Origin of the sequence: Acinetobacter yuyunsongii, assembly GCF_041021915.1 — a bacterium.
Lineage (GTDB): Bacteria > Pseudomonadota > Gammaproteobacteria > Pseudomonadales > Moraxellaceae > Acinetobacter.
The window spans coordinates 640514-663830 of record NZ_CP157435.1 but is presented as its reverse complement, the minus strand read 5'-3'; the positions used below and the strand labels follow the sequence as shown (position 1 = coordinate 663830).

Genomic DNA, 23317 nt, shown 5'->3' with positions numbered 1-23317 from the left:
CTTATAGTCCTTTGGTGGTGATTTTCATGTGCTGAATCAGCATCCCATCAATGACGACAGAACCAAGATTATTTAAAGGGGTTGCCTTTAACTGAGATGTTGGGTCAACTGCCTGATTGGTTGCATAACTGACTCCTGTTTGACCATAACCTGCATTTACTCCTCCAATAAAATTATCAACCGTTGAATCTGTAGTAGCTTGCCATGCTCCATTCACCCAAGAACGATTGGAAGTCGTACCATATCGGGTACAAGCTGCGTTATTTGGACATGCCAGGTATGTATAACTATCAACTGTCACTGCTGGTGAAACAATTGAGCAGCTACCATTTCCATTAAACAATGCTGTACTACACTGAGCTACATCTGTTGGTTTTGTTACGGCAGTTGGTCCTGTTACATACGTACCACTAGCATTTTTATATTGCCATTGATACAAAGTCCCAGTTTGATCAGTTCTTTGTGTACAATTTCCTGCAATAGAATAAGTGCAGAGACTCGCAGATCGCCACGTATTACTCCCCATTAATTGTCGTTGCTTATACTGCAATTCATTAACAGTGACAGGATCACTGTTTGCGGTCTGACTAGACTGTAATGCCCCAAAAGACACCCCGATTGAATCTGAGCCTTTATATGCCGTTAGTAGTCCTTGTCCTGCCGTACCATATGCCTCCGTTGTACCAATGCTGATACTGCTATGTGTGGCATTGACTCTCTGACCGTTGCCTGCACCACCGCACCAGTAAATACTACAGGTACCGCCTTTATAGCTTGCATCTGCACCTGTATAGTCGGTATAAATTTGTTTATAAACATTCGCGACGTTTGGAATACGTGTAACTTCCAATACTAAGTTCTTACCATCAGGTGCGACACCCAATATCACTGGTTGCCATTGAGAACCCAGTACTAGGTTGATATTGGGCTTATACAAAAATAAGCCCTCTGTATCCGCAAACTCAGGCATAGTACCACCACTAATCGCAGGTGTGGACAGTACATTGCTATCACTGGTTTCCCGTGTACTAAAACGCATGACATGATTATTTAAACCCGTAGGCAGTGTCCATGTACGTGTCTGGCTTTTGGTATCCGTTCTTGATCGAGTTTGAATTTCATATTGACAGCCGACACCTGTATTAAATGAAGAATTTGTTGCACCTGCATTATTACAACTTGCGCCAGTAGCACCACCATTACCTGTTGTGTCGAATGCATTATTTGCCCCTGTATGAATGGTTTTCCATGCACTCCAGTTCGATACAGGACTTGCTGTAATATTACTATCTGAAGATGCACCGACTTTTAACGCAGTACTATCACCACTATTAATGCGAGCGGTCAGTGCTAAGCCTAGCGTATTATTATAACTTGAGTAATTCGGACCCAAACCAGTTGCAGTTTCTGCCCCGCCCAAGGTTTGGAACATTTTAAGATTGGTTCCATTTAAACTCACGCCATTGATAATCGCCTGTAAACGTAGGCGATTCGCACGATTTGCACCGTTTAAATCGAACTGATCACCTGTGGCAGTAAGGTTTTCCACTTTACTCGGGTCACGTACAAAAGCATCTGCCCATGTTCCAAGTTTAAGGTCATAACTGTTCGGGTCAGTGGGCAACAAGGCACCAGAAGCATTGACCAAATTAGTCTGTAATGGGGCTTCAAGGGTTAAAATACTTAAAGGGCTATTCACACCTGCAAAGTTCGGCGTGGTCACGGTATTGACACTAATTAACCACGGATTATCTGCTGTGCCTATATTGACAGTATTGCCACTAAACTGTTTTGTGGAATCGCCGTCATTTCCTGAAATTGACAGACCATATAACCATACATCCGCTTTACCGATTTTTGTCGTTGGGTGCGCAACATTATAATCATCAATGGTTTGACTGAGTGGCCCCACAGGAATAATTCGCGTATATCCTGTACCTGCGGAGTCATCGGCACCTTTGTACTGCATACTAAAATCACTAAGTGTAAATGCGATACCTTCGCCTGTGACATCTTTTAAGCTCTGATCATCCAGTGCTTCAAGCGCAAAAGCCGAACTTGACAAAACTAGAGTAGATGTTGCCATAAGTATACCGATTGACAATGCCAGCCTGTACTTTATTATTTTTTTTACTTTATCATTTTGCACCATGGTTGTTGCCTCCTTAATTTAGCAAATCCTTGCCTGCAACCCACTACTTTTAAAAAACCAAAAAAACTTTAAAATACAAAGCTTTAGCAGAACTTTAAACCACCATAGCAGTTAGGAGCAAAAGACTGTGCACCTAGTTGTAAATTACTCAATGGAAAATTTACATTAGTCCCCGTAATATCTACAAGACCTACTGGCAAATTACCCCCAAAGCAATTAGGGCTACCAAAAGCCTTACACTCAATTGGGTCTTTATATAACGCACAGTTAATACCTGGAGCAGTTGTACTACTACACCCCTCTGGGCCTAAGGCTTGGCTAAGCACTGCATCAGTAATAGGAACAGGTGAAGCAGGTGAAATACTCCCAATATCAATTTGATCCTCAAATGCCATCCACCATCCTCTCAGGGCATCTCCAGCAGCACCAGGCCAACGAAGATCTTGACCTTGCACAGACATTGAAAATGAATTTCCGTTGATTGGCAACTTATGAATAAAGCCAAGACTTTGCACAATAGGAACTGTAGCCGTTAAACCTGTAATTGTTCCTGTAACATTTTTTTCCAAAGGAATATCAAATCCAAGGTTCACATTTGCGGTCATTTTCCCTGAAAAACTAATAGGAGCCACGGTTGCTGATCCAGTTAAATTCACGCTTGACATACGATTACCTGAAACCACAGTAGGCGTGGTTACCACATTCGCAGCCGCAGGTGTTAAAGCCAAGTTATAGGTATCTGAACTGAAATTTAAAGTAGCCCCTCCCACATCAGTGATTCTAATTCGCCCAGTCATATCCTTATTGCCCGCAGTTGCTTTCGTCATGGTTCGAGCTTGTGTCATTGCAGTCCCTGTCGCAGAACCAATATTCATATAACCACTTAAGCTATTAATTCCATTCGGTGTTGTAGTATTTTCCTCACCGAACGTTAACAAACCAAACATTTGTTCTGAACCGAGCTGAACACCAATAAGTTCACGAGTAGAGGCGGAGTTTGGATTTTTAATTGCCAATTTAATAAAGGGATTAATCAGCCGAGCATCGGACTGTACTCGCGCCGCACTATCTGCGAGAGTTGCAGTCTGCACACCACCCACTACTTGCCCAGTCAAAGCCCCAGGATTGCCACTTAAACTAAAGTTATCAATATCAATATCGCATGCACCCGCACCATTGACACCACCACAACCAAGCTGCAACTTTTTAATATTTGCGTTGAGCTGAAGTTCAGCCTCCATACCAAATTTATAGAAGCCAATATTCCCATTGCTGTTATTATAAGAATTACCTGTATCCCCAGGAGCAAGGTATTGCAAAGTAAATAAAGACTGACCAGTAGCAGCAGACATTTCACTATCACTTAGACTATGTAATGTATCAGAGGCATAGGCTGAATTTAAGCATAAACTGCCCAGTGTAAGCATTGCTAAATGAAAGAACTTAAACCGTCGCATAACGACCTCCGTGTTTTAAACATCCATATATGTTTATTTTTATAACGATTTTGCACCCCACCACATAGATTTAAAATCTATGCTTTACCTGTGATTTTGTACAAAAAGGAATCATTTTTTTGATTATATCTTATTTTTCATAAAATAACATTACTATTCATCTGATCCATTTTGATGAAAGATTAAAATTAAAATGTATTTGATTTTTATAGATTTTACTGTTTAATCAGCCATTCATCGGGTACTCACTATTATATCTTTAATAATGAATACCCAGTAATTTTATGTCTTCGGCAAAGTCACCCCTGTTTGCCCCTGATATTTCCCACCACGGTCTTTATAAGAGGTTTCGCACACCTCATCACTTTCAAAGAATAGCATTTGCGCCACGCCTTCACCTGCATAAATACGTGCTGGCAAGTTGGTGGTATTAGAAAACTCAAGCGTAACGTGACCTTCCCACTCAGGCTCTAGCGGCGTAACATTCACGATAATACCGCAACGGGCATAAGTCGATTTACCTAGACATACCGTTAGGACATTTCGTGGAATACGGAAATATTCAATCGTACGTGCGAGAGCAAATGAGTTCGGTGGAATAATACAAACATCTGATTCGATATCGATAAAACTTCTGTCATCAAAATTTTTCGGATCAACAATTGCAGAGTGAACATTGGTAAAAACTTTAAATTCACGTGCGCAACGGACGTCATAGCCATAGCTAGACACCCCATAAGAAATCAATTTTTCTCCGTTTTCATCGAAACGGACTTGATTCTCTGCATAAGGTTCAATCATGCCGTGTTTTTCGCTCATTTCACGAATCCAACGATCAGATTTTATTGCCATGACTTTTATCCAAAATCTAAGTTAATGATTGGCGAGTACTTTAACGTAAAACGACATTAATGAAAACAACAGAACCCTGCTACCTAGATGGTTCAAGGCAGCAGAAAAATAGAATTAGAGATTAATTAGAGCTGAATAGCTAATAGGAATAGCAAAGCTGATCAGTACAACTGATGCTGTACGCTGTAACTTAGATTGAGATAACCATTTTACTTTATTGGTTGCCAACACAGCACCAACTGAAATCCAAAATAGTGCAATTGGAAGAATGAGTGCGACAAAGCTACTCATATGCGCAACATAGATTTCTTGCGTTTGCCATGCTGTTGTTGGGAAAATTGCTGAAGCAAATAATAAAGCTTTAGGGTTTAATAATGTTGCACATAACAATTCTCTAGGTCGAATTGTAGGTTGATTTAAAATCACTTCTTGATTTGCTGTACGCCATAATTTAATCGCAAGAAAAATAATATACCCTGCACTTAATAGTTTTAAAAATGTTGGTAATAAAGGTAATGTCGCTGAGACTTTACCAATCAACATTCCCCATGCACTGATCGCAATAATATAACCAATTGCCTCCGCAGGAATCAGCAATAGAGATTTACGCAATCCTACCTGAATACCAGAGGATGCAAGTAAAGTATTGGTTGGGCCAGGAGTGAGCAAAATGGTTATCACTAAACCAATAAAAAACCATGAAATCATTGAATGACCTCACTAAAAGATAAATTCAGATTAATATAATTGCCAGTTGATAGCAAAATTTTAACTGTAAGCACTTATGACGAGAGCCTATTTAAATAAATGTTTTATCTATATTTTATTAATTACAAGTACACTCTACTCAAGAGTCACATGAGTAAAAACACAGGCTAAAATACAACACATATAACGTATTCTAAGTATTCTTATTTTTTAACAAGATAAACTTTGGTGCTATTTTAAGTTTTCAATAAGTAAATAATGTTATTTTATATACATTCGTTCACTTTTCTCTTTAAATGTGTTCCCTCGCTTATGCCTAAGAAGTTTTTTAACAAGTGGCTGCCTTCATCAGAGAAAGTTGCTAGTCTAAAATTTATGAGAATTTTTGGTGAACGCACCTTAAATCCTCTACTTTGGTATGTGAACCGTCGTTCAATCGCTAAAGCCATGTTTATTGGAACATTTTGGGGGATATTACCTGTACCCTTTCATAGCCTATTTATTATTCTAACGGTGTTATGGTTTGAAGTGAACTTACCGATTGGACTATGTATGGCGTGGTTAACCAATCCGCTTACTATCGTTCCAATTCTCTATTTAGGTTTTTGGTTTGGAACTAAAATTTATCATGTGAACATGATCAATAGCGATATGCTATTAGGGGTTTTACACCAAATTATCAATTGGCTTAAAAATTTTGGTCATGGTCATATTGATTTTAGTCTTGCAAAGATTTTGGTGTCAGGACTTGTCATTGAAGCGGTATTATTTGCGATTAGCTTTTATTTAATTACACATTTACTTTGGCGCTGGAGCGTGGTGAACGCTTGGAAAAAAAGAAAACAAGCTCAGCTCTCAAATCACGAAATTAAAAAAAGCCTCTAAAATTTATTTAGAGGCTTTTGCATTTAGAGTTAGAAAATACGATTTTCATCTCGTTGACGTTTTGGCAGCTTACCCATTTGTTGCAACACAGCTTGTGCGATATTGAGGTAGCTCTCTGCGGCTGCATCCTGAGCAATCACACTTGGTTTACCATTATCTGCATGTTCACGAATTTTTGCGTCTAAAGGTAAACGTCCTAATAAAGGAATATCATATTGCTCAGACAATTGATCTCCTCCGCCTATCCCAAAAATCTGCTCTTCATGACCACAGTTAGAACAAATATGTGTCGACATATTTTCAATAACACCGAGTACAGGAATATTTACTCTGTTAAAGAGTTCGATTCCTTTTACCGCATCCATAAGTGCAACATTTTGCGGTGTGGTCACAATGACGGCACCTGTGACTGGAATACGTTGTGCCAAAGTCAGTTGAATGTCTCCAGTACCAGGTGGCATATCAATCACTAACACATCCAGATCAGGCCACAAGGTTTGATTAAACAACTGCATGAGTGCACCAGTCGCTTTAGGACCACGCCAAGCCACAGGTGTATTGTGTGCACCAATCAAATGTCCGATTGAAAGCACAGCCATGCCATATGCATCTAAGGGCACAAAATTTTCATTTTCAATTTGTGGAGTACGTCCCGCATTCCCTAACATGGTTGGAATACTTGGACCATAAATATCTGCATCCAAAACACCGACTTTTAGACCGAGTTGTTGCAATGCAAGTGCCAGATTCACTGTGGTGGTTGATTTACCGACCCCACCTTTTCCTGACGATACCAATATTACATTTTGAATACGTGGATGTGCAGCCACATCGCGTTGTTGTGGTGCAGCTTTTTGAATCGGTGGATTATTGGGATCGACTTCCGATTTAGGAGAAGCATCCATTACAGGTGGTAAATTGCTATTTTCTGCTTTTGGCTTCGATGAGCAGCTATGACCTGCTTCACCATGCACTGCATGTTTTTGTTGGATAATATGTAAATTTAACTCTTGGATACCGCATTTTTCCAGAGCTTCAGCGAGTTCGTCGTGAATCTGTTGTAAGTGATCTTTTTCTTGAGGAAAAGTATTAATCGTGAGTTGTAAAATTCGACCTTGTACATTCACTTGGCTGATACGATCTTTTAATGCATTTTCAGAATGTGGCAGCACATAATTTTGTAAAACAGTTTGAATTTCATCTTCCTTCACTTCTTGTGCTGGTGAAAAAACAGATTTTAAGGAAGAAAGCCACGACATTTTGTTTACTCCAAAAACAGATGATCAATATATCACTGAGTTTGGCTAGTTTAGCAGTATTGAAGATTGGACGCTCATATCAGAGAAGATAATTGCTCATTTTTTATGAACGTGTTTTCTTCTCTGAGTATAAGCGTGAATCTTAAATAGTCATCAAAAGATTAACCTTTGAATTTATTTAATGTATCAGTTGCAGCTTTCTTTAAATCATCCAGTTTATGGCTCGCTTGAGCTTTTAGATCTTCAAGCTTAGCAGCAGCTTCATCTTTTAGTTCAGCAGCTTTTGCTTTGGCATCTTCTAACTTATGGCTTGCTTCTTGTTTTAAATGATCTAATTTCTCTTTGGCTGCATGCTGAGTATCTGTCAACTTTTCTTTCAGCTCATCTGCTTTAGCAGATAAAGCAGCTTTACCCTCACCATACTGATCCGTTGCATTTGTTTTTAAATCATCTAAAGTTTGCTCACCCTTTTGCTTCAATTCATTCGCTTTATCTTTTGCTTGTTGCAGATCAGCTTTCGTTTGATCAAGATCTTTAGCTGCAAAGTTTTTAACGTCTTCGACAGTTTCCTGACCTTTTTGCTTGATGTCATTTCCAAGTTCGCTGACTTTATCTTTGACTTGGTGTAAATCTGTTTTAGTTTGCTCCAAGTCTTTTGATGCGAACTCTTTTAACTGATCAATTTTGTCATTACTCATGTCTTATTCCTCTTGTTATATCGTAATAAATTACTGTTGCTTTCATTTATAGTTATACAAGATTCTGCAGATATTTAGAAGAATTGCTGCAAATTGAAACAAATGGGATACAGTAGCAGTCAAAGTAAATTTCGAGTCTTTTGTTTATTTTTAGAACCAACACAGCACCACGAAACAAGTATCAACAATGATCAGGCAATCGATCGGATATACTTTCAAGCGATTTAAATCTTCAATTTACTCATCAAGCCCCCTTATGAACGAAAATGAACTTCTAGAAATTCAACATGAACTGCAAGCTCAACAAAAGCGCCTGAATTATATTCTTTCGAGCAAACGAAGAATCCAAAGCATGATTGATTCTTTTGAAAGTGATTTAGCTGAGCAACTCCTTCAAGTCATTCATAATGAAAGCAACAATTATGCTGGAATTGCAACAAGCTTAGCACTTTCAATTTGTTGGAAATTTTCAAAAGTTGAATTTCCAAAGACCGTTCATTGGTGCAGTGAAGTGAGCATTAGCAACTTACAAGTTAAAGATGAATTTACCGCTGTAATTAAAGCTCAAGCATGGTTGGGAACTTTAGGAAGTGATGAACTTTGGCAAACGCCACTCTTTGCCGAAATTACAGTTGATCCAAAAACCAATAGTTTAAAAAGCTATCATATTCATTTCTTGTCTAAAGGGAAAATCATCTCTTTAAGAAAGAACTCTAAGCAAAGCGTAACGGTTAAACAAATGCAGAATATGTGATCCTATAGGATTAAAAAGATTTCACCGATTCCCTTGTGCAAGTCGCTCTTAAGTCATGTAAAATCATTTGCCTTGTAAATACGAATGAGAGAACAATATCCGTGCGTAAAATTTTAGTCACCAATGCCCTTCCTTATGCCAATGGTCCTATCCATATGGGTCACTTACTCGGTTATATCCAAGCAGATATTTGGGTTCGTGCGATGCGTGCAATGGGTCATGACGTGACTTACGTTTGTGCGGATGATGCTCATGGTACAGCGATTATGTTACGTGCCGAAGCCAATGGTATCAGCCCTGAAGCGCAAATTGCCAATGTTCAGAAAGAACACATTCGTGATTTTGATGGTTTTGGTGTGCATTTCGATCATTATGATTCAACTCATAGCGATGCAAACAAAGCACGTGCATCTGAGATTTATATTAAAAACCGTGAAGCAGGCAATATCGCAATTCGACCTGTAAATCAGCTTTTTGATCCTGAAAAAGGCATGTTTTTGTCTGATCGTTTCATTAAAGGCACGTGCCCGAAATGTAAAGCAGAAGATCAATACGGCGACTCATGTGAAGTCTGCGGTACAACTTATAACGCGACTGAGTTATTAAACCCTCGCTCAACATTGAGTGGTGCAACGCCAGTTGAGAAATCATCAGATCACTATTTCTTTAAACTACCGAATTTCTCAGAATACCTACAGAAATGGACACGTGATCAAGGTCGTTTACCTGTTTCGATTGCCAACAAGCTTGATGAATGGTTTGAAGCAGGTTTATCGGATTGGGATATTTCACGTGATGCACCTTATTTCGGTTTTGAAATTCCAGATGCACCAAACAAATATTTCTATGTTTGGGTCGATGCACCGATTGGTTATATGTCGAGTTTTGAAAACTACATCAAAACTAAACGTCCTGATCTAAGCTTTGATGATTTCTGGAAAAAAGACAGCGATAAAGAAGTGTATCACTTCATTGGTAAAGACATCGTTTACTTCCATGCACTGTTCTGGCCTGCAATGCTTGAAGGTGCGAACTACCGTACCCCATCTGGTTTATTCGTGAATGGTTTCTTGACAGTGAATGGTCAGAAGATGTCGAAGTCTCGCGGTACATTCATTAAAGCTGAAACTTATTTACAGCACTTGAATCCTGAATATTTACGTTATTACTTTGCTTCTAAGCTTTCTGACAAAGTTGAAGATTCAGATTTGAATTTGGATGACTTCGTACAAAAAGTGAATTCTGACCTTGTCGGTAAAGTAGTGAATATTGCTAGCCGTTGTGCAAAATTCATTAACAGCAATTTCAATAATACGCTTTCCAACACTTGTGCTGAGCCTGAATTGGTTCAAAGCTTTATTGATGCGGGGGATTCAATTGCTCAAGCCTATGAAGCACGTGAATTTTCTGCTGCTGTTCGTGAAATCATGGCACTTGCGGACAAAGCGAATCAATATATTGATGAGAAAAAACCATGGGCGCTTGCGAAGCAAGAAGGTCAAGAACAACAAGTGCATGATGTTTGCTCAGTTGGTATCAACTTATTCCGTCAACTTGCGATTTACTTGGCTCCTGTTCTTCCAACGCTTGCGGCTCAAGTACAGTCTTTCTTACAACTTGAAAGCTTTGACTTTGCATCACGTCAGCAAATCTTAGTTGCACATGAAATTGCTCAATTCCAACCGCTTATGCAGCGTGTTGATCCTAAAGCAGTTGCAGCCATGGTTGATGCATCTAAAGATTCTTTAGCTGCTGCGGCAGAAGCGCCAAAAGTGGAAAAGAAAAAAGAGAAGAAAGTCGAGAAGAAGCCTGAGCCTAAAGTGGGTGAAGCTGAAATTATTGGTATTGAAGACTTTATGAAAGTTGACCTACGTGTAGCTGAAGTTTTAGAAGCTGCAACGGTCGAAGGTTCTGATAAATTACTTCAACTCACTTTAAATGTTGGTGAAGCTGAGCCACGTAATGTGTTTAGTGGTATTCGTGAGTTCTATCAGCCAGAAGATTTAAAAGGTAAATTGGTAGTAATGGTGGCTAACCTTGCTCCTCGTAAAATGCGTTTTGGTATTTCTAACGGTATGGTACTTGCAGCGGGTAATGGTGAAGGGGTTTGGGTGATTTCACCTGAATCTGGTGCTAAAGCTGGTGATAAAGTGTCTTAAGAATTTTATGTTAGCCTTAACTTATTGTTAGGGCTAACTTTTTTAATAAAGTTAATCTATAATAAAAATAAGATTGATACTATCCAAAAATATGAACATTAACTCCAACAATGATTTTTTTTCTAATGTAAATATTGATGACCATAATCTATATCCATTTTTTCTAAAAAATATAGAATTTGAAAGATTTAGACATATCCCTCACTTGAATTTAGATTTTCAGCATCCAATCTCTGTTATTTCTGGAACAAATCGCTCGGGGAAGACAACTGTTTTAATGGCTATAGCTTGTAGTCATGAAAAATTTATGCGTCGAAATCCAACAAATGGGAATTTAGAGAGAAATACTTGGAGCTCTCTAATGAAATTTACAAATCATGATAAACAACTTGAGGATTGGACATATTATATTAATTATCGTAAAGGTATAAAATTTGAACGCAAACGTGGGCAAAGAAAAGCTCTCACAAATAAATGGAATGGTGTTGGTAAAAAAGAATCTCAATTTAATTTCCGTGATGTTGTATTTATTGATCTAGATAGAATACTGCCAGCACGTTTTTTTACTGCTAAAGTTTTTAATGTGGCTAAAAGAGGCAGTGTTGACAATTTATCTCCGCAAATGAAAAGCAAGTTAGAACACTATCTTTCACATATCCTAGAGCAACAGTTTAGTATTACAGGTATTGCTAAGGTAAATGATAAAGATGTTTTTAACTACACAAATTCTTTTGAGTACTCTAGCTTTAATACGGCTACGGGTGAGGATGTTTTAACTCGTATTTTAATCGATATAATTGAAGCTAATGAAAAATCTTTAATTCTTATTGATGAAATTGAAATGGGGCTTCATCCAAAAGTACAACGAAGATTGATGGATGTTATTCGAGATATCAGTAGAAATGAAAAAAAACAATTTATTATAACATCCCATTCTTCAACAATTTTAGATGAAGTAAATCCTGAATCTAGAATTTTCATTGAAAAAACACATACTTCAGAATACAGAGCAATTAACAATATTAGTGTTAGTGCCGCATTGACTAAAATGGATGCTAAGTCATTTCCGTTAATAGATCTTTATTGTGAAGATAAAATTGCAAAAAAAATAATTATGAAAGGTATACTTTTTTGTGCCGAACAGAATGATATTCAAAAACTTAATGAGTTAATTAATATCATACCAATAGGATCGGCAGATGATGTTTACAAAATTTTCAAGTCTCAGATGGACACATATCCTTTGAAGAAAATCAGATCAGGATATGCTTGTATATTAGATGGAGATATGAGATTAAAACAAAATCGTAATTCACAACCTCTTTATCCAGCACATCAAAATTTACACTTCATATATTCAAATGAATCACCCGAAAAATTTTTAACTCGCTTTTACTTAGCTTCTCATCCTAACGTAGCTATTCAGTACTATCTTGACAACGTAAATAATCATTATTTCTTTCAATCAATAATTGAAAACTCAGCATTAACAGATGAAGAAGAAGTTTTTAATTGTTGTTGGAATATATTCAAAAACACCCCTCAAGGTGAAAATTACTTAAACGAATTATCAAGTTTTATTTTCGAAGTTTATGAGCTATTTTCACAAGAATTATGATGAATGAGAAATCCTATGAAAACTCTAAAACTACTCTGCCTAACTCTATTCTTAAGTACAACAGCCATCACCACCCAAGCTGCCGTCCCCCAACAAAAACAAGTTTCAGGCTATTACCAATACCAAGCGGGCAATGTACAAATCACTGCCCTGCTCGATGGTACAAACTTTATGTCACCAAGCTTGTTTAAAGACATTTCACAACAACAAGTTCACGAGATTTTAAAGAAATACTATGCAGATCAAGAGAAAGGCGTACAAACCTCAGTGAATGCCTTCCTTGTTAATACAGGAAAATCTCTAGTATTAGTGGATAGCGGTGCAGCTGGTTGTTTTGGTGCTCATTTAGGTTCAGTTTTATCGAACCTAAAAGCATCAGGCTATCAACCTGAACAAGTCGATACCATTCTACTCACACATCTACATCCCGATCATGTCTGTGGAATCAGTAAAGATGGCGTTGCCAATTTCCCTAATGCGACAGTCTATGTATCTGATGATGAAGCAAAATATTGGTTAGATCCCAAACAAGCAGCGAAACTTCCAAAAGATAAGCAAGCTAACTATCAAGGAACAGTGGAAAAAATTAAACAAGCGATTGCGCCTTACCAAGCCAAACAACGCTTTAAAACCTATAAACTCGGTGATGACATTCAAGGTTTTAAAGTCATTAACACGGCGGGACATACACCTGGGCATTTTAGTTATGAATTAAAAACCAAAGATGAAAACGTGGTGTTTATTGGAGATATCGTACATTCACATACCGTGCAATTTGATAAACCTGAAACGGCAATTGAATACGACATAGACCCGAAAAAAGCGGTTCAAACACGTTTAAAGCAATTTGCTAATTTCGCTAAAAATGGACAAACCATTGCCGCTCCACATTTACCGTTCCCCGGCATTGGACATATTTACTCTGCGGATGAAAAAAGCTATCAATGGATTCCTGTACATTTTAAAGATTAAGCTGAACAAGCTGATTCTAGGCAATAAAAAGCGACCTTCTCGGTCGCTTTTTTCTGCTGCATCATTTCATTCCAAAGATTAACTTCAATCCCAGCAAGGTCATCACCCCACCTGCAATACGATCAAAAACAGCCTTAGATTTTAAATACACTTTGCGAGGACCTTCTGCTGACAATGCAACAGCCACTAGCGAATACCAACCTGCATCAATAAAGAAGCATAGCATCGGCAACACCACATAAAAATACGTTGGGATTTCTTTCGGCAATAACGCGGTAAAAATACTGGCAAGGATAATCGCAATTTTAGGGTTACTGAGTTGGGTAATCAGTCCTAAACGAAATGCTTGCGTATAACTCATGGTCTTGACTGCTCGATTTACAGCTTCCATGGGTTCTTTGGCATGTTTAATAATTTTATAAGCGAGCCAAAGTAAATACAGACCACCAAAGATTTTTAAAGCGATATAGGCAGAAGGCACAGCCAGCAAAATTGCTTGTAGCCCCATCACTGCAAGCAAACCAAATAATGCTGCACCCGTGCCCGTACCAAGCGCAGTAAATAAGCCATGTTTACGTGAAATCGCAATTGAGTTTTTGGCAACATAAATAAAGGTAGGACCAGGACTAATTGCCCCCAACATTAATGCCAACGTAATAGAGCCTAAAATCAATAATGATTCCAAGATAGACCTCAAGATTAGAATAATTTTCAACTATTTATTTTACTTAAAAAACCATAATAGAAGATATAATTTTTTGATTTATGTTTATAAATTTAAGGATTTTTCAAGCAATTTGATATTTAGTAAAAAACCAAAAATAGAGTAAAAACTCAATTTAATTTCAATATCAAACAGTTAAAACATAGCATATGAATAGTAAAATTTTATTGTGCATCCATTTTTTCTATTAAAGTTTTTTTCTGATAATAATTTATCATCGATTTTTAGCAGAACTTTCATATATTTTTAAAACATATAATCCCATAATAAAATTATGGCTTTAATTTTCTTTAGAACTACAACCGAGGCACATCAGATGCAAAATAAAAGACTGAAAACATTAGACCGCTCTAAATCACATCTTTGGATTGTAGGTGGAGGCATAGCTGGTATGGCTGCTGCTGCTTTTGCGATTCGTGACGCTAAAGTGCCAGCCGAACATATCCATATTTTAGAAGAATTGAATGTTTCTGGTGGTTCGATGGATGGTGGACATAATCCGCTTAATCCGAACCAAGCATGGGTCACACGTGGTGGACGTATGCTAACTGATGAGACTTATTTGTGTACTTGGGATTTATTTTCAAGCATCCCATCTTTAGAAAATCCAGACATTTCTGTTCGTGAAGAATGTCGTGAATTTAACGAACAAGTTAAAACCAATGCTCAAGCACGTTTGATCGACTCAAATCATATTATTGCAGAAGCTCAAAAATTGGGATTATCAACGCTCAACCGTGCTCAAATGTTACGTCTACTGGCATTAAAAGAAGATCGTATCGGTAGTCGCCGTATTGATGAATTTTTTGATGATGCATTTTTCCAAAGTAATTTTTGGCGGATGTGGCGAACCACGTTTGCCTTTCAAAAATGGCATAGTGCAGCGGAATTACGCCGTTATTTTCTACGTTTCATTCAAGAATTACCACGCATCCATACCTTAGCAGGTGTGAAACGAACTAAATACAATCAATATGATTCAATGATTCATCCTCTACAACGCTGGTTGGTGGAACAAGGCGTTGATGTTCGTTTCGGTAGTTATGTCACAGATGCAGACTTTGTCGAAGATGCCCAAACGAAGGAACGTAAGGCAACCCAACTTTATGTCAACATTCCAGAAGGCACTGAACAAATTCAACTGGGTGAGCATGATCTTGCGCTCTTTACTTTAGGTTCGATTACGGCTGATTCACGTTATGGCGATAAATTCGATGTTCCTGAGCTGATTCGTGATCGACAAGATCATGGCTGGCGTTTGTGGGAAACATTGGCTCAAAAAGCCCCTGATTTTGGTCGTCCAATGACCTTCTATGGCAACATTGATGAGCATAAATGGAAATCCTTTACGCTCACCATGCATGATGATGTGCTGCTAAAACGGATTATTGATTACACAGGAAATGAACCGGGTACAGGTGCACTCATGACTTGGTTTGAATCTGGTTGGCATCTATCTGTGGTCGTTCCAGCTCAACCGCATTTTGCTGACTTACCAGAAGGTAAATTCACCTTATGGGGTTATGGTTTTGAAATTGACCATATCGGCGATTACATTAAAAAACCGATGAGTGAAGCGACGGGTCAAGAGATTTTAATTGAGTTGATTCATCAACTTGGTTTCGATGACATTTTGGATCATGTGTTGGCACATACTGACATTACCACAGTAATGATGCCTTATGCCTCTGCCCTATTTGCATGTCGTAAAGCAGGTGATCGCCCATTGGTCATTCCAGAAAATGCTGTCAACTTTGCTTTCTTAGGTCAATTCGTAGAGCTTGAAGATGATGTGGTTTTCACGGTGGAATATTCCGTACGTTGTGCCATGATTGCCATTTATCAGCTCTTAGGTGTCGAACGTGAAATTCCAGAGATTTACAATGGTTTACTCGATCCTAAAGTTGGCTTAAATGCTTTGGAAGCAGTTTTTCATTAAATTTAAAAAAGCCATAGGGTAAGTTGCTGCCCTATGGTTATTCAACTTATTTTGATAAAACGATATAAGCAACTTCACTGCTAAATGAACCATCGGCTTTGATTTGATAATATCGTTGCACCTGCTCTGATGCTTTGGTCTGTAAATTACGTATGGTGGTAATGGCATATTCAGGCGTTTGCATCCGTTCTGTCCAACTTTGGAAATCTAAATCCAAACGTTGCTTTGCAACGGTTTCAACTTTAAAGCCTGTAGATTCCGCGAAATACATCCATTCCTGCAAACTATAATTTCTGACATGACTCGGATCTCGAATCATTTCAATGGTCTGAAAAAAGCTATCAATCGCTGGATTTGAATTTCCTAAAATATCAACAATAATAACTTTGCCGTCTTGAGTTAATACACGATAAATTTCATGCATTGCCTGAGCAACACTCTGCCAATGATGCGCTGAATAACGCGTGATGACACAGTCAAAACATTGATCTATAAAAGGTAATTTTTCCGCTGCACCTTGTTGGGCAATCACGTTTTCAAAACCTCGTTGTTTGGCTTGAATCGATACAAGCTCAACCATTGACGGTGTTAAATCATAGGCAACTACTTCATCAACCAATGCTACCACCTGAAAAGTCACATGCCCACCACCACAGCCCAAATCTAAGACTTTTTGAAATTGATGAGATTGGATCAATTGTTGCATCTTCTGAAATTCGATGCCTTGCGCATGTACTTGGCTGTTTAAATAGGCTTGCGATTTATCTTGGTATTGCTGTTGATTAACTTGATGCTGAGTGGTCATGTTTTTATCCTTGCGATGTCATCTAGCTTTTAAAATAGACGTCACTAATCAAAAATAAAAATGATGAATTTTAATTCAATCAATAAAAATAAGTTATCAATTATAATCCAATCAAACTGGCTGCCACATTGATTGCGATGGCTAAAATCATGGTATTAAAAATAAAAGCCAAAACACAATGAAAAATATTCAGATGCCTCAATTCAGAACTGGTAATCGAAACATCTGCCGTTTGTGCAGAAGTGCCGATAATATAACTAAAATAAATAAAATCGAGATAATCAGGTTGATCAGTTTTTGGAAAATCTAAACCAGGATTCTTTTGCTGACTTTTGGCAAGATAATAATCATGCGCATAATGAATCGCAAATAAGGTATGTAGTAACAGCCATGTTGAAAAAATAGTCCCTGTGGTCAATAAAATCAGGAATCCTTTTAAAAAAGCCTGATCTTTGGGGACATGGCTGAGTTGTACTACAATTGAAATAAAACAGATCACAATGGCGATCAAGACAACATTCATAATTGCCCATTTCCCTGCATCTTGTTGCTGAGCGCGTTGTAAAATATGAGTTGAGTCTAAGCGCCACATCATTTTTAAAGTCAGAAATAAATATAACCAAATGGCAATATTCCACCCAATTTGTAGACAAGTCGCCCATTGCCAAGGCGTAAAAAAATGCAAAACAGCATAGATCACTAAACCTAAACTAAAGGTTGCTGATAAGTATGGGCGATGTTTTAGCCCTCTCGCAAAACGCTTTACAAAGCCTTGCATCTTTCACCCGCTGCTATTTTTTATTCACAATCAATTTAGGCTTATATTTAACACTGTAATCTTATATCAAAGTACCTTATTGCCTATATTTTACCTAAACCACACAAACCATGAGCCAAGTGATAGACACTTAAACTTTTGAAATTCATCTATGGTAAATGTTATCGAAAAGTAGTTAAAACATAAGCGAATTAGATTGGACTAAATCGAATCATGCATAAAGTAATTTAGCCATTCCAATACTGACCAAGATGAACGAGGTTCGAAGAACAATACTGACTTTCACGATCGAATACACTTACAATAGGATTCAATTTATTTTTAATGATCTCAAATGTTTGATCACATTGCCTTTGATACACCTTATCAAACATTGCAACTTCCCCAGCCTGTTCAACTGACCATCAAACGCCTTGACCTGATTCATCCCCAGATTTCGGGCAATAAGTTTTTTAAACTCAAATACAACCTCTTGGCAGCACAACAGCAAGGTTTTTCTCAAGTCCTCACTTTTGGCGGTGCATTTTCCAATCATATTGCAGCAACGGCTTATGCAGCTCAACGCTTTGGCTTTCAAAGTATTGGCATCATTCGTGGTCAAGAACTTGCGACCCAAGACTTAAATCCTACTCTACAAACAGCGCAAGATTTTGGCATGCAACTGCATTTTGTCAGCCGAGCCGAATATCGTCTGCGCCATGAAGTGGAATATTTACAACAACTTCAACAGCAATATCCTCAAGCCTTTATTATTCCAGAGGGTGGAAGCAATTCCCTTGCCATTCAAGGGACACAGGAAATCCTCTCCCCTGATGATTTAGAAAATTATGACGTAATTTGTTGTGCTGTGGGTACTGGTGGAACAATTGTGGGCATCATTGAAAGTAGCTCGGAACAACAGCACATTTTAGGCTTTTCAGCCTTGAAAGGTGATTTTCTCAAACAGGACATTCAACAATGGACCGATAAAAGCAATTGGTCTTTAACCGATGCCTATTGTGGTGGCGGCTATGCCAAAACTACACCTGAATTATTGAAATTTATTCAAAATTTTGAGCAAAAATATCAAATTCCACTCGAACACATTTATACAGGTAAAATGATGATGGGACTTCTTGATTTAATCCAGCACAATCATTTCCCTGCCCACACTCGAATCCTGGCCATTCATACAGGTGGGTTGCAAGGAAAGCTTAAAGCATATTAAAACCCCCACAAATCTTTTATAATTGCTCGCTTTTCGTCTACCGAGTAATCCTCATGGTTCATCAAGTTGATGTTGTTGTTTTAGGTGCAGGTGCATCAGGCTTGATGTTGGCTGCAGAGGCTGGTAAACGTGGACGTTCCGTTGTCGTATTAGAAAAAGCCAATAAAGTCGGTAAAAAGATTCTAATGTCTGGTGGTGGCAAGTGTAACTTCACTAACCTAGATGTTGAACCTTCAAATTATATTTCTGAAAATCCACACTTTGTTATTTCAGCGCTCACTCGTTACACCAACTGGGATTTTATTGGTTTGGTCTGCGAATATGGTATTGAATATGAAGAACGTAAACACGGTCAGCTATTTACAATCAAAGGCGCAAAAGAAATCCTCGAACTTTTACTTGCAGAGTGCAATAAAGCGAAACGGGTTCAGATTCAGACCCATTGCGAAGTACAAAGCATAACAGCACAAACAGATTCAGGTTTTATCATTGAAACCAATCAAGGCACTTATCACTGTGAATCTCTCGTTGTGGCGACTGGTGGCTTATCTATTCCAACACTAGGAGGCTCTGGTTTTGGATATGAACTTGCTCAACAGTTTGGACACCATGTTTTTCCTACCCGTGCGGGTCTAGTCCCCTTCACCTTTTCGGACCATTTTAAAGAAGTCACAACACGCTTAAGTGGTAATGCTTTAGATGCAACACTGGTGAATGATCGCCATCAATTTACTGAAGCTTTGTTGTTTACTCATCGAGGCTTAAGTGGACCAAGTTCATTACAGCTCTCAAATTATTGGCATGTGGGTGAAAGCTTTAAAATTGATTTTTTCCCGAGCCAAGATTTAGTTCAATTCTTCAAGGAAAAGAAAAAGTCGCAACCCAAAGTTCTGCTCAGAACTTTGCTCAGTGAATTCACGGCGAAAAGTATCGTGCTTGAGCTACAACAACTAATTTGGGCGGAACAAAGTGAAACTGCGATTGGCAATTTTAGCGATTTACAACTAGAGCAAATTGCTGATCAATTGCACGCCTTTTCTGTTAAACCATCTGGAACTGAAGGATATCGTACTGCTGAAGTCACATTAGGTGGCGTAGACACTAGCGAAGTTTCTTCAAAAACCATGGAAAGTAAAAAGCAGAAAGGCTTATATTTTATCGGTGAAGTACTCGATGTAACAGGTCATTTGGGAGGATATAACTTCCAATGGGCATGGTCTTCGGCTCAAGCAGCGGCTCAATTTGTTTAGTTCACTTAACACATTAAGCCGATTGCTAAATAACACTAAGCATGCTGATCTGAAGAGTTAGCAGCTTCTGTAGAAGATACTTTTTGAGTATTTTTAATTGGTTTTTCTTTAGCCGTGTTTGATTTCGAAACAACAAATTTGTACGCACTCGCCAAAAAACCTACAGTAATACCTGCAATAATAATCGGTGCAAATACGCGATTTGGCCTCTTCATGTCACTCTCCTCTATAGAATTTTTATTTAGAGACTATTGATACTTTATCTATAAATGAATTGCTTTTCAGGTCAAATTTTTGATTAATCCTATTAAACTACAGTCATATGTACGCTAAAATTCAGTTTTAGGTCTCGTTTTTCTAAAATATGCCCTAATCACGATATAGATAAAAACTCAATAATGCTTATACAAACAAAACGACCACCCTGCTTAGAGTGGTCGAATTGGTTCAAAAAATCAAAGATTATTTTTACTATTCATCTGAATAAGGTGGGGTCGGTGGTGTTATTGGTGGTACCGAATGACTTGGTGTGATTTCTTTATCTAACGGATTTGGCTGTTTCGCTTCATTCTCTGCCTTATCTAATAAATCTGTCAATAAGCGTTCTGCAGGTTGACGACCACCTAAACCAAATGCCAAGGCAAAAGCAACTGCAACTGAACCAAGCGTCAAACCAAAAGCCAAATTCACAATGGAATCCGCAATACCCATAGCTTTTAGACCCATCGCAATCACTAAGCCCATAATTAAAATACGAACTAGGTTTGCTAACCAACGTGAACTATTGTATTCACCGCGTTGTACCACATTAGCCACGACATTGGCGAGCCAGAATCCAATCACCAAAATGACTGCACCCAATAAAATACTTGCACCAAACTGAATAAACATCGCAATCAGCACACTTACCTGCTCTAAGCCAAGACGGTTCGCAGCTTCAGAGATTGCAAACAACATGGTAAAAAATACAATCAAATAACCGATCAGATCAGAAATACGGGTTTGTCCAAGGAATCGTTGCAAATCAAGCTTCATTGGAATTTCATCAATTCCCGCCCCTGAAATAAGTTCAGCGACTAAACGTCCAACAAAACGAGAAACAATATAGGCAACGATTAGAATTAAACCAGCTGCAATAATTTGTGGAATTGCATACATAATTTCATTCAACATCGCTGTTGCGGGTTGAGAAATCGCTTGGATTCCTAAAGCTTCAAATGCCACAATCAACGCTGTGATGACAATAATTGCAAACACAAATGAGCCTAAAAATTTCGATATATTTGAGTTTTTAAATAATCCTACTTTTTCAGCTTGCGTTTGTAATCCCAAGCTATTACCTAATCCCTCGACAATACCGCGCACAATCTTGGCGAGAATATAACCTACAAAAAGGATCACACCCGCAATAAACAAATTAGGCAGATAAGCAATCGCTTCGTTTACCATGTTTTGTACAGGAATCAGCAGTCCTGTTAAACCTAAAATAGACAGCACAATTGGTAGAAATAGTAATAAAACCAACCAGTAAAAAATTTCTGCGATATTACTACTTAAAGCGTTAACACCAACTTCACTGCTTAGCTTCTCATCTAATTCTGTTCTAGATAATACATTGGTCAATCCAGCACGTACCAAACGCGCCACAATCCAACCAATAAATCCTACTGCAACGGCTGCAAATAAGTTTGGTATATAAGCAAGTACTCGTCCTACCATATTGCTAAACGGGTCACTTACACCACTAATATTTAAAACATTGAGTGAGCCAACCACAGCGAGAATCATAACAAACCAAAACACCAATTTAGAAACTAAGTTTTCAATATTGGGCGTACGATCAGTTACCGAAGATAACTTGTGATTGGTACCAACCTTTTGCAATAGCCGCTTTACACCTGCGGCAATGATTAAGGCAATAATCCAACCCACTAGTAAGATCAAAATTGCCGCTAAAATTGGGTGAAACTGTTCCCAATAATACATTGCGTCGAATCCTCCTCTCTGGGAGGGATCAGTAAAGTATTCATTCATGTGTTGTTATCCTTATGTTGTGTTTTAAAATTAATCAAAGCACCCATGATCGCTCTATAACCAAGAACATAACTTATGGATGCCTCAACCTTAATTTTTGTCTATTTTCCAATCAACAAGCGGCAGCACTAATACAACAAAAAGTCCGCATAATTTTGCAAAAAAGCTCATTGATTCACATCAATGAGCTTTTCAATTCAACAGATTTTGGTCTAAAAATAAACGATCTAGGCATCCAAAAGTACCGACTGCATATGAGACAGTATTGCCTGTGCAGTTGGATTCGCTGAATGATCCGCGACCATGTAAACAAGAAGTGCAATTAGGAAAACCCCCACAATGATCAACATATAAACGGGTAGTTTCTTTTTCTTTGCAATTTCCTCTCGACTCGCCACATGAGGTTGTGGCTTACTAAAATCATGCATCATAGCAGCCCTCATCCTTTTATTTGTTAGGCTTTTATCTTAGCAATACTCAATGTTGCATTGTGTGAAAAAGCTTCGGACTATCGTTGCAGTGTTTGCAGAACTCTACTTTTTTTATTTATTTTTTTGTTTAAAATATAGTCGGTTTTAGAATACGCTAAAAATAAGCTATACTAGTCGGCTTCGTTTCTCATATGTTTTGCTTTATGTCCTATAGTCAACAAAGTGTTTCTCTTGATTTAGACACGGATGTTACTCATCAATGTTTTTTACATCACACACGTGATGAACATTTAATAGGAATTATTGAGTTCAATAAGCCAAGCTATATCTTAAAATGGGGAGATTTAGAATACTTCCGTCGTCGCACTGAAGAATTCTCCGTCATGCCTTTACCTGATTGTGTAAATGCAATGATTATCGATATTCGAAATGTACAACCTTTTTTAGACAATGAAGTGCCTATTTTACCTTGGCGCCTACTCGAAGAAGATTGCCCTGTTCGCCTTGTTGTTCCTCAAGACCGTTTAGAACATTATATCGGTATTTTTGAACCGACATGGCTAAACACTGATGTCGATACTGCCATTCAAGAAATCCGTGAATTTATGGATATGTTTGTACATTAAGACATATCC

At 38.1% G+C, this 23317-nt stretch carries 21 protein-coding genes; 9 read left to right on the top strand and 12 right to left on the bottom strand.

Annotated elements, in window-relative coordinates; all coding sequences use genetic code 11:
* Position 1: 1 nt before the first annotated feature.
* The 4 genes from ABLB98_RS03175 to ABLB98_RS03160 all read right to left on the bottom strand — a co-directional run bounded on the left by ABLB98_RS03175 (position 2) and on the right by ABLB98_RS03160 (position 5169).
* On the bottom strand, positions 2-2086 hold the full coding sequence (locus ABLB98_RS03175) for a hypothetical protein (protein ID WP_348882808.1): 2085 nt from the start codon (positions 2084-2086) through the stop codon (positions 2-4).
* 149 nt (positions 2087-2235) lie between these two features.
* Positions 2236-3609, bottom strand: a complete 1374-nt coding sequence (locus tag ABLB98_RS03170; RefSeq protein WP_348882809.1) for a hypothetical protein — start codon at positions 3607-3609, stop codon at positions 2236-2238.
* Between the two features lie 282 nt (positions 3610-3891).
* Positions 3892-4461: a dCTP deaminase gene (dcd, locus tag ABLB98_RS03165; RefSeq protein ID WP_004663684.1), complete on the bottom strand. Its 570-nt coding sequence runs from the start codon at positions 4459-4461 to the stop codon at positions 3892-3894.
* Positions 4462-4575: 114 nt separating this feature from the next.
* On the bottom strand, positions 4576-5169 hold the full coding sequence (locus ABLB98_RS03160) for a LysE family translocator (RefSeq protein WP_004663686.1): 594 nt from the start codon (positions 5167-5169) through the stop codon (positions 4576-4578).
* 312 nt (positions 5170-5481) lie between these two features.
* Between ABLB98_RS03160 and ABLB98_RS03155 the strand changes: the two genes are divergently transcribed.
* Positions 5482-6054 (top strand): DUF2062 domain-containing protein, encoded by a 573-nt coding sequence (locus tag ABLB98_RS03155; RefSeq protein ID WP_348882810.1) that lies wholly within the window; start codon positions 5482-5484, stop codon positions 6052-6054.
* Positions 6055-6083: 29 nt separating this feature from the next.
* On the opposite strand, the gene apbC is transcribed toward ABLB98_RS03155, so the two are convergent.
* Both apbC and ABLB98_RS03145 read right to left on the bottom strand, forming a co-directional pair.
* Positions 6084-7313 (bottom strand): iron-sulfur cluster carrier protein ApbC, encoded by a 1230-nt coding sequence (apbC, locus tag ABLB98_RS03150; protein WP_348882811.1) that lies wholly within the window; start codon positions 7311-7313, stop codon positions 6084-6086.
* A 161-nt stretch (positions 7314-7474) separates the two neighbouring features.
* Positions 7475-8011, bottom strand: coding sequence for a hypothetical protein (locus ABLB98_RS03145; protein ID WP_348882812.1), 537 nt, complete (start codon positions 8009-8011; stop codon positions 7475-7477).
* Between the two features lie 256 nt (positions 8012-8267).
* Here ABLB98_RS03145 and ABLB98_RS03140 point away from each other — a divergent pair, with 256 nt between their 5' ends.
* The 4 genes from ABLB98_RS03140 to ABLB98_RS03125 all read left to right on the top strand — a co-directional run bounded on the left by ABLB98_RS03140 (position 8268) and on the right by ABLB98_RS03125 (position 13514).
* Complete coding sequence (locus ABLB98_RS03140; RefSeq protein WP_348882813.1) at positions 8268-8765, top strand: hypothetical protein; 498 nt, start codon at positions 8268-8270, stop codon at positions 8763-8765.
* Between the two features lie 101 nt (positions 8766-8866).
* Positions 8867-10924, top strand: coding sequence for a methionine--tRNA ligase (gene metG, locus ABLB98_RS03135; protein WP_348882814.1), 2058 nt, complete (start codon positions 8867-8869; stop codon positions 10922-10924).
* Between the two features lie 91 nt (positions 10925-11015).
* A complete protein-coding gene (locus tag ABLB98_RS03130; protein WP_256415271.1) occupies positions 11016-12542 on the top strand; it encodes an ATP-dependent endonuclease in 1527 nt (508 codons plus the stop codon).
* A 15-nt stretch (positions 12543-12557) separates the two neighbouring features.
* Positions 12558-13514 (top strand): MBL fold metallo-hydrolase, encoded by a 957-nt coding sequence (locus ABLB98_RS03125; protein ID WP_348882815.1) that lies wholly within the window; start codon positions 12558-12560, stop codon positions 13512-13514.
* A 61-nt stretch (positions 13515-13575) separates the two neighbouring features.
* Here the strand turns inward: ABLB98_RS03125 and ABLB98_RS03120 are convergent, their stop codons facing one another.
* A complete protein-coding gene (locus tag ABLB98_RS03120) occupies positions 13576-14199 on the bottom strand; it encodes a LysE family translocator (RefSeq protein WP_348882816.1) in 624 nt (207 codons plus the stop codon).
* A 355-nt stretch (positions 14200-14554) separates the two neighbouring features.
* On the opposite strand from ABLB98_RS03120, the gene ABLB98_RS03115 reads away from it, so the two are divergent.
* Complete coding sequence (locus ABLB98_RS03115) at positions 14555-16177, top strand: oleate hydratase (protein WP_087545413.1); 1623 nt, start codon at positions 14555-14557, stop codon at positions 16175-16177.
* A 46-nt stretch (positions 16178-16223) separates the two neighbouring features.
* On the opposite strand, the gene ABLB98_RS03110 is transcribed toward ABLB98_RS03115, so the two are convergent.
* Positions 16224-16982 (bottom strand): class I SAM-dependent methyltransferase, encoded by a 759-nt coding sequence (locus tag ABLB98_RS03110; protein ID WP_348882817.1) that lies wholly within the window; start codon positions 16980-16982, stop codon positions 16224-16226.
* 100 nt (positions 16983-17082) lie between these two features.
* Positions 17083-17760: a DUF1345 domain-containing protein gene (locus ABLB98_RS03105; RefSeq protein WP_348882818.1), complete on the bottom strand. Its 678-nt coding sequence runs from the start codon at positions 17758-17760 to the stop codon at positions 17083-17085.
* 334 nt (positions 17761-18094) lie between these two features.
* Here ABLB98_RS03105 and ABLB98_RS03100 point away from each other — a divergent pair, with 334 nt between their 5' ends.
* The gene (locus ABLB98_RS03100; protein WP_348882819.1) at positions 18095-18967 is read left to right on the top strand and encodes a pyridoxal-phosphate dependent enzyme; all 873 of its coding nucleotides are present in this window, start codon (positions 18095-18097) and stop codon (positions 18965-18967) included.
* Between the two features lie 53 nt (positions 18968-19020).
* Complete coding sequence (locus ABLB98_RS03095) at positions 19021-20217, top strand: NAD(P)/FAD-dependent oxidoreductase (protein ID WP_348882820.1); 1197 nt, start codon at positions 19021-19023, stop codon at positions 20215-20217.
* A gap of 35 nt (positions 20218-20252) precedes the next feature.
* Here the strand turns inward: ABLB98_RS03095 and ABLB98_RS03090 are convergent, their stop codons facing one another.
* The 3 genes from ABLB98_RS03090 to ABLB98_RS03080 form a co-directional block, all read right to left on the bottom strand.
* On the bottom strand, positions 20253-20432 hold the full coding sequence (locus ABLB98_RS03090; protein ID WP_348882821.1) for a hypothetical protein: 180 nt from the start codon (positions 20430-20432) through the stop codon (positions 20253-20255).
* Positions 20433-20688: 256 nt separating this feature from the next.
* On the bottom strand, positions 20689-22251 hold the full coding sequence (locus ABLB98_RS03085) for a mechanosensitive ion channel (RefSeq protein WP_348882822.1): 1563 nt from the start codon (positions 22249-22251) through the stop codon (positions 20689-20691).
* A 227-nt stretch (positions 22252-22478) separates the two neighbouring features.
* Positions 22479-22679, bottom strand: a complete 201-nt coding sequence (locus tag ABLB98_RS03080; RefSeq protein WP_087547041.1) for a hypothetical protein — start codon at positions 22677-22679, stop codon at positions 22479-22481.
* 206 nt (positions 22680-22885) lie between these two features.
* Between ABLB98_RS03080 and ABLB98_RS03075 the strand changes: the two genes are divergently transcribed.
* Positions 22886-23308, top strand: coding sequence for a hypothetical protein (locus ABLB98_RS03075; protein WP_016652946.1), 423 nt, complete (start codon positions 22886-22888; stop codon positions 23306-23308).
* Positions 23309-23317 lie beyond the last annotated feature (9 nt).